The organism is Methylibium sp. T29-B (assembly GCF_000576225.1).
Taxonomy (GTDB): Bacteria; Pseudomonadota; Gammaproteobacteria; order Burkholderiales; family Burkholderiaceae_C; genus Methylibium; species Methylibium petroleiphilum.
In genome coordinates, this window is the sequence record NZ_AZSN01000168.1 from 1 (window position 1) to 7,733 (window position 7,733).

General features: G+C 61.2%; 10 protein-coding genes. All 10 read left to right on the forward strand.

All coding sequences use genetic code 11. The annotated features are described in order from the left end of the window. A partial coding sequence (locus tag Y694_RS18330; protein ID WP_036235146.1) for a terminase large subunit occupies positions 1–1,762 on the forward strand: 1,762 nt, incomplete at its 5' end. Between the two features lie 151 nt (positions 1,763–1,913). Continuing rightward, positions 1,914–2,486 (forward strand): HK97 family phage prohead protease, encoded by a 573-nt coding sequence (locus Y694_RS18335; protein WP_231497768.1) that lies wholly within the window; start codon positions 1,914–1,916, stop codon positions 2,484–2,486. A 90-nt stretch (positions 2,487–2,576) separates the two neighbouring features. Then, entirely contained in the window at positions 2,577–4,049 is a 1,473-nt protein-coding gene (locus Y694_RS18340) for a phage major capsid protein (protein ID WP_152543592.1), read from the forward strand. Between the two features lie 40 nt (positions 4,050–4,089). Then, positions 4,090–4,269 (forward strand): hypothetical protein, encoded by a 180-nt coding sequence (locus Y694_RS18345; protein WP_036235150.1) that lies wholly within the window; start codon positions 4,090–4,092, stop codon positions 4,267–4,269. Further along, complete coding sequence (locus tag Y694_RS26180; RefSeq protein WP_051495880.1) at positions 4,266–4,646, forward strand: phage portal protein; 381 nt, start codon at positions 4,266–4,268, stop codon at positions 4,644–4,646. The genes Y694_RS18345 and Y694_RS26180 overlap by 4 nt, the downstream gene beginning before the upstream one ends. Further along, positions 4,643–5,662: a phage portal protein gene (locus Y694_RS18350; protein WP_051495881.1), complete on the forward strand. Its 1,020-nt coding sequence runs from the start codon at positions 4,643–4,645 to the stop codon at positions 5,660–5,662. The genes Y694_RS26180 and Y694_RS18350 overlap by 4 nt, the downstream gene beginning before the upstream one ends. Next, a complete protein-coding gene (locus tag Y694_RS18355; protein ID WP_155935862.1) occupies positions 5,655–6,596 on the forward strand; it encodes a hypothetical protein in 942 nt (313 codons plus the stop codon). Before Y694_RS18350 ends, Y694_RS18355 begins: the two co-directional genes overlap by 8 nt. A 165-nt stretch (positions 6,597–6,761) precedes the next feature. Next, positions 6,762–6,983, forward strand: coding sequence for a hypothetical protein (locus tag Y694_RS24475; RefSeq protein WP_152543610.1), 222 nt, complete (start codon positions 6,762–6,764; stop codon positions 6,981–6,983). Next, positions 6,980–7,357, forward strand: a complete 378-nt coding sequence (locus Y694_RS18360; protein WP_051495882.1) for a phage head closure protein — start codon at positions 6,980–6,982, stop codon at positions 7,355–7,357. Before Y694_RS24475 ends, Y694_RS18360 begins: the two co-directional genes overlap by 4 nt. Before the next feature lie 8 nt (positions 7,358–7,365). Continuing rightward, positions 7,366–7,733: hypothetical protein (locus tag Y694_RS18365; RefSeq protein WP_036235154.1), on the forward strand; the 368-nt coding region annotated here is incomplete at its 3' end.

Sequence of the window (7,733 nt, forward strand, 5' to 3'; positions counted from 1 at the left end):
GCGCGCACACACGGTAGCTGGGCCGCACGTCAGGAATGCGTGCCGGCGCCATCTACTAGACCTAGAGAACGGGTCGGCCCGTGGTCTGCGGTTCGATCATGAGGCGGCCTCTTATGCCTTCGAGTTCTTCGAGGGAATCCTTCGGCTCTCAGAAGGTCAGTTCGACGGCAAGCCATTCGAGCTTCACCCCAGCCAGGCATTCATCGTAGGTTCGCTGTTCGGCTGGAAGCGGCAGGACGGCACCAGACGCTTTAGGCGCGCCTACATCGAGCAGGGCAAGGGAAACGGCAAGTCCCCCTTGGCCGGCGGCATCGGCTTGCTGGGTATGGTTTCCGATGGTGAGGCCGGCGCCCAGGTCTATGCCGCTGCCGCGAAGCGAGAGCAGGCCGGCATTCTGTTCGCTGACGCGGTGAAGATGGTCAAGCAGTCCCCGGCGCTCAAGAAGCGGGTGGAGTTTTCGGGCGGCCCTGGGCGAGAGTTCAACATCGCCCACCACCCTAGCGGCAGTTTCTTCCGGCCTGTATCACGGGATACCGGGAAGACCGGCTCAGGGCCTCGTCCGTACTTCGTCCTCGCTGATGAAGTCCATGAGCTGCCGGACCGCAAGATCATCGAGATGCTGGAACGCGGCTTCAAGTTCCGCCGCCAGCCGCTCCTGTTCATGATTACGAACAGCGGGTCGGATCGGAACTCTGTTGCCTGGGAAGAGCATGAGCACGCGGTCAAGGTGGCCGCAGGGCATACCGAAGCGGTCAACGATCCCAGCTTTGTCGGTGAGCCACTAGATGACACGACCTTCAGCTACGTCTGCGCTCTCGACGACGGAGACGACCCGCTCAACGACCCGACGTGTTGGGTTAAGGCCAACCCGCTTCTTGGCGTCACGATCACCGAGGGCTACCTGTCCGAAGTGGTTGCTCAGGCAAAGGCGATACCTGGTCAGCTAAACGGCATCCTCCGACTGCACTTCTGCATCTGGACGGATGCTGAAACCGCATGGATGACCAGAACGACACTTGAGCCGGCACTTGCGGAGTTCGACCCGCAGATCCACGCTGGCAAGAAGGTCTATTGCGGTCTGGATCTCTCGCAGAACCGTGACATCACGGCCAAGGCGTCGGTTGTTCAGACCGGAGTGACGGCCGACAACAAGCCGCTATTCGATGCATGGATCGAGGCGTGGACTCCGGGCGACACCATCAAGGCCAGAGAGCTTCGCGACAAGCTGCCCTACACAGTCTGGCGAGATCAGGGCTACATCCAGGCCCCGGCAGGCGAGAACATCAATTATCGACAGGTCGCTCAGGCCCTGTCGGAGGATGCTGGACGCTTCGCCATCCAGATGGTCGCTTACGACCGGTATGCCTTCAAGCGCTTCGAAGAGGACGCCAAGGAAATCGGCTTGTGCCTGGAATTCGTGGAACACCCCCAGGGTGGCACCAAGAAGGGCCAGCCGACCGAAGCAATGAAGAAGGCCGCGGAGCGACGTGGCGAGAAACCGGAAGGTCTTTGGATGCCCGGCTCGCTCCGTTTACTCGAAGACGCGCTCCTTGAGGGCCGGATTCGCATCAAGAAGAACCCCGTCCTGGTGTCCGCAATGATGTCTGCGGTGACTGAAGAGGACCGCTGGGGCAACCACTGGCTAGCCAAGACGCGATCGATCAACAAGATCGATGCGGCCGTTGCTTTGTGCATGGCGATAGGCGCGGCCGTATCAACGAGCGTGCCAGTCAGGCGCCTCGTCCTCGCGACGGCCGGCTGATGGCCTGCAAGTGCGTAGACCGCCAAAGGTGGCTGGTCGAGAAGCTCTGTAAGCGAGGACTCACAAGACTGTGCGAGAGGGCAAAAGCTCGACTGGCAAAAATGGAAGCGAGACAGTGATGGAACTACAGCGCGCCTATTCCGCGTTTGAGGTGAAGGCGATCGACGGAGACCGGAGAACATTCTCTGGATGGGCCACGACGCCATCTATGGATCGAGCTGGTGACACCATCAATCCGCTCGGCGTTACCTTCCGGAACCCGCTTGCTCTGCTGCACGGACATAGACATGACTTGCCAATAGGCACGGTCAAGTTCAAGACACCTACCAAGCGCGGGATCGAGTTCGACGCTGAGATCCCTGTCGTCGGCGACGAGTACGGCTCCCTCAAGGATCGAGTGAATACGGCGTGGGGCGAGCTGAAATTCGGCCTCGTGCGCGCTGTAAGCATTGGCTTCAAACCGATCAAGTACGCATTCACGGACGACGGCGTCGACTATCAAGAGGTTGAGGTTTACGAACTCTCTACGGTGTCGATTCCTGCGCTTCCTGATGCCGTCATCACCGCCGTCAAGTCGATGGCTGGTGGGGCGCTCCCGCAAGACGTTATCAATCAGATCAAGGCGCTGGAATTCAGTGCCCGGAAATCAGGTCCGGTGTCGCTCATCAAGCGAGCCGGCAATCAAGAACTCAACGGAGCCGTTCGACTGACCCGCTCCCGATGAACTGATCGCCGTCTGCCTTTGACAGCAGGCCGCTAGATCACCCAGCCAAGCCGCCCTAGAGGCGGCTTTTTCATTTGCAGAACCGCCCTTGTGGCGGTTTTTTCGTTTCTGAAAGGACACGTCATGAAGACGTTCGCTGAACAAGTTGTCGACCTGAAGTCGACCCGTGAAGTCAAGGCCGACGCGATGAAGGCCGTCGCCCAGAAGTCGATCGACGAAGGCCGTTCGATGAACACCGCCGAAGCCGAAGAGTTCGACACCCTCGAAGGTGAGATCAAGCGCATCGACGCCGATGTCGCCCGCCTGTCGCGCGTCGCCGAGATGGATAAGCTGACGGCCAAGGCCGTTGACGCTTCGGACAAGTCGGAGCAGCTCACCAAGGGTGCCCTCGATCGCCAGCCGCTCCAGCTCAAGACCGTTGAGAAGCTGGAGCCCGGCATCGCCTTCGCGCGTTACGCCATGTGCCTGACCAAGGCCAAGGGCAACCACGCCCTGGCGTTCCAGATGGCCGAGCGTCACTACCCGCACACCGAAGCCGTCGTCAAGACGCTGAAGGCGCAGTCGGAAGGCGCGAACCTGCGCGAGATGATGCAGATCAAGGCGACCGTGGCCGCCGGCACCAGCATCGACTCGACCTGGGCCGGCCCGCTGGTCTACGCGCAGACGTTCATGGGCGACTTCATCAGCTACCTGCGTCCGCGCACCCTGATCGGTCAGGCTCAGTTCCGCCCCGTCCCGTTCAACGTCCGCATCGGTGGTCAGACCTCCGGCGGCACGGCGGGTTGGGTTGGTCAGGGCAAGGCCAAGCCTGTGACGAAGTTCGATTTCAACGCGACCACGGTGCCGTTCACCAAGGTTGCCGCGATCTCGGTCATCACGCAGGAACTGGCCCGCTTCTCCGATCCGTCGGCCGAAGCCCTGGTGCGTGACTCGCTGGCGGATTGCGTCATCGCTCGCGTGGACACCGACCTGTTCGATCCGGACGTGGCTGCGGTTGCCAACGTGTCGCCGGCCGGCCTGCTGAACGGCGTCTCGCCGGTCGCTGTGGCGGGGAATTCGATCGACTACGTGGACCCGAACACGGTTCGTTGCGCGATCGCTGCCCTGTGGGCTCCGTGGGACTCGACCAACATCGGTGCCCGCCCGGCCTACTACACGACCCCGGCTGTCGCCCGCATGCTCGCGCTGTCGCGTGAGCCCCTTGGTAACGCTGCTTTCCCGGGCGTGACGATGACCGGCGGCACCTTGGACGGCGTGCCCCTGCGGGTCTCGCAGTACCTGGCGAACAACGGCGGTTCGGGTGGTGCTCCGTTCATCCTCGTGGATGAAGCGGAAATCTACCTGGCCGACGATGGCTCGGTGACCCTGGACGCTTCGGACGTGGCCTCGATCCAGATGGACGACGCACCGACCAACAGCTCCAGCACGACCGTGGCCGCGACTTCGCTGGTCTCCATGTGGCAGACGAACAGTGTCGCATTTAGGGCGGAAAGATTCATCTGGTGGGGTGCTCGCCGTTCGGGCGCTCTGCAGTGGATCGACGGCTTCCCGACGACCTGCTGATGAACGGAGGGGCTTCGGCCCCTCCTTTTCTGGAGAACAGATGAAGGTCACACCGATCAAGAAGTTCGGCGCCTACGTGCCGGGCGACCAATTCGACTTGCCGGAGAAGGCTGCTGCCTTGCTCATTCGTGCAGGTATGTTGCGAGCTGCTGATGTCGAGCCTGCTGCTCCACGGCAAAAGCGCCAGTACCGCCGTCGCGATCTACAGGCGCAAGCGTGAAAATCTTCGGGCTGGAGATCACCAAGGCGATGACGCCTGTTCCGACGATGCGCAATGTATGGCGCGTCATCAGCGAACCGTTCTCCGGCGCATGGCAGATGAACGTCGATGAGAAGGTGGGCGACCTCACGACCTACCCGACCCTCTACGCCTGCATCTATCGCATTTCCTCCGACATCGGAAAGCTCCCGTTCCGCCTGCGTCAGCGTGACGAGGCCGGCATCTGGTCCGATGTCCCCAGTGCTGCTTACGATCCCGTTCTGAGAAAGCCAAACGGCTTCCAGACCGCAGGGCAGTTCCGCGAATACTGGCTTCTCACGAAGCTGATTCAGGCAATGCCTACATCCTCAAGCGCCGCGACAACCGCGGCGTCGTGACCCAGCTCTACATCCTCGATCCGTGCCGGGTCATGCCGATGGTGTCGGACGCTGGGAACGTCTACTACCAACTCCAAACGGACGCGCTGAACACGCTTCCGAACGGCTACCCGGCCGAGAACCTGATCGTCCCCGCGAGCGAGATCATCCACGACCGCTGCATGACGATCCATCACCCGCTGATCGGTGTTCCTCCGCTGTCTGCTGCCTACTGGCCGGCGCTGAAGAACATGAAGATCCTCCGTAGTGCAACGGAGTTCTTCGCGAACAACGCCCAGCCTGGAGGCCTCCTGACAGCCCCTGCGGGGATGACCGAAGACGATGCGAAGGCAGTGCAGACCTATTGGGACCAGAACTTCAACGGCACCAAGTCTGGCAAGGTCGCAATCATCGGTGCGGACATGCGGTTCACGCCGTTTGCGATGAAGTCCATCGACTCACAGATGGTCGAGCAGATGCGCTATTCGGACGAGCAGATCTGCCAGCCGTTCGGCATCCCTCCTTTCAAGGTCGGCATCGGGACCATTCCTCCCGGCTTGGGTGTGGATGGACTGAACCAGCTCTATTACGCCGACGCCCTGCAGACCCACATCGAGCACATGGAAAGCCTGCTGGATGAAGGTTTGAAGATTGCGGCGCCAAGAGGCATTGAGCTAGACCTTGACCCGCTTCTGAGAATGGACGAGGCCAAGCGCGCAGAAGTCGAAACCAAGCTGGTCGCCGGCAAGATCAAGACGCCGGACGAAGGCCGCGCGCGTTTCAATCTTGCCTCGACTGGCGGCGGCGGGGCACTCTACGGACAGCACCAAGATTATCCGCTGGCAATGCTTGAGAACAGGGGATCCTGGGATCCGAACATGATTCAGAACCAGCCGAAGCAGCAGGCGCCTGCAACTGAACCTGTCGCCGAGCCTGCCGAAATCTCCGATGAGGACAAGGCAATGATTGCAGAGGCCCGCTCCATCGTCGCAACACAGAAGGCCATCGCGGCCATGCGGGGGGCCATCAATGTTTGATGCCGAGGCGTTTGGCAAAGCTATGGGCGAAGCAATCCGCAATGCCGTAGAGCCGTTGCAGAAGCGCATTGATGCTCTTGAAGGCAAGCTGGAAAAGGAGCTTGGAGACCTCGCGCACGACGTGCAGGATGCTGTGCAGACTTTTCACGATCGGCCAGCGCCGAAGGACGGCAAGGACTGCGACATGGCGGTGGTCAAGTCGATGGTCGATGAGGCCGTGAAGGCGATCCCCGCTCCTACGAATGGCAAGGACGCAGACCCCGAGCAGATCGCCGGCATGGTGAAACTCGCCGTCGCTGCGATCCCGCCTGCGAAGGACGGCCGGAGCCCGAGCCTGGAAGAAGTCGCGCCGATGATCCGCGCCGAGGTCGAGAAGGCCGTCGCCGCGCTGCCGAAGCCGAAGGACGGAGACCACGGCAAGAGCGTCACGCTGGACGATGTTGCACCAGTCATCCGCGCCGAGGTCGCCAAGGCTGCGGCATCGATTCCTCCAGCGAAGGATGGTGTCGGTCTTGCTGGTGCAGTGATCGACCGCGACGGGAACCTAATTGCCACGCTGACCAATGGTGAGGCCAAGTGCCTCGGACCAGTGGTCGGAAAAGACGGCCAGGACGGCATCGGCTTCGATTCCTTCGATATCGAGTACCTCCCCGACACGCACGAAGTCTCCGTCAAGGCGACCGCTCTCGGGCGGACCAAGGAAGCCCGTTACCCGGCTGGCGGTATCCGTCCCGCTGGGTATTGGAGGGAAGGCACTAAGGCTAAGGCCGGTGAAGCGTGGGTCCACGACGGGTCTACGTGGTTCGCCACCAAGGACACGAACACCAAGCCCAGCACGAGCGCGGAAGGCTGGATCATCGCTGCCCGCAAGGGGCGTGATGGTGAGACGACCATCAAGACCATCGGCCCCATCGAGCCGGTCAAGCTGAAATGAATCTGGTCACGCTCGACGAAGCCCGGAACCACATCCGGACCGACAGCGACGCGGATGATGCTTGGCTGAACACGTGGATTCCTGCGATCAGCCAGGCCGTACTGGCTTGGCTGAAGGAGGACTGGCGCGCTACGAGCCTCTGTCGATGGTGACGGCGAAATCATCGTGGACAGCAATGACGATCCGATCCCTGCTGTTGGGACGGATGATGAATACATCGTCAAGCCGATTGTGGCCGCCGCCTGTCTCGTGGAGCTGGCCCAGCAGTACAGATTCCGCGATGGTTCTGGCGCTGCTGCGGTTCCTTCGCATGCCGGTCATGGATACACGCTCGGCGCTGGCGCGACCAGCTTGCTCAACTCCACGCGCAAGTCGACCGTTCGATGAGCATCGAAGCGGGCAGCCTGCGGCACCGGGTCCGCATCGAGAAGTACGACTACGTTCCAGATTCGAACGGCGACCCTACGCAAGATCCCCTGACTGGAGAAACGCCTCAAGAGTGGGTTCTGTTCAAGGAAGTATGGGCTGCTATCGAGCCGCTGAGCGCTCGCGAGTTCATCCAGTCCCAGGCCGTGCAATCGCAGATCACAGCAAGGATCGTGATCCGCTTTCTTGATGGGCTCGACGCTTCCATGCGGATCGTTCATGTGCGCAAGAACCGAACGAACGTGATCTACAACCCGGCGGCATTTCTTGCGGACAAAGAGTCCGGGCTTGATTACCTGACGATCCCGTGTTCGACGGGCGTGATTGAAGACTAGGGGAATACATGGCTACGCTTTATCCGACCCTCTCTGCGCAAGTCCAGACCGGGACCGTCGATGTTTCTGTGACCTCTGCTGCCGGGGGTGCCGGTCAGACGGTCTCCTACACCGGAGTGACAGACTCGGCGCGGGTTTGGAACCAGGACACGAATCACAAGATCGAATACCAGGTCGGAAGTGGCTCTTGGGTCTCGCTCGATCCGAACAAGGAGGCCGTCCTTGACATCGACATGAGCGCCACGACGATCAAGCTCCGGCTGTCGGAGTTTGCGCCTACCGGCCGAGCGGTTCAGGTCATCTACAACGCGAAGCCCCACGGCGTTCTGGCGCCAGATGCTGAGGGCCGGCCCACGACGTTTGACGATGTGTCCAT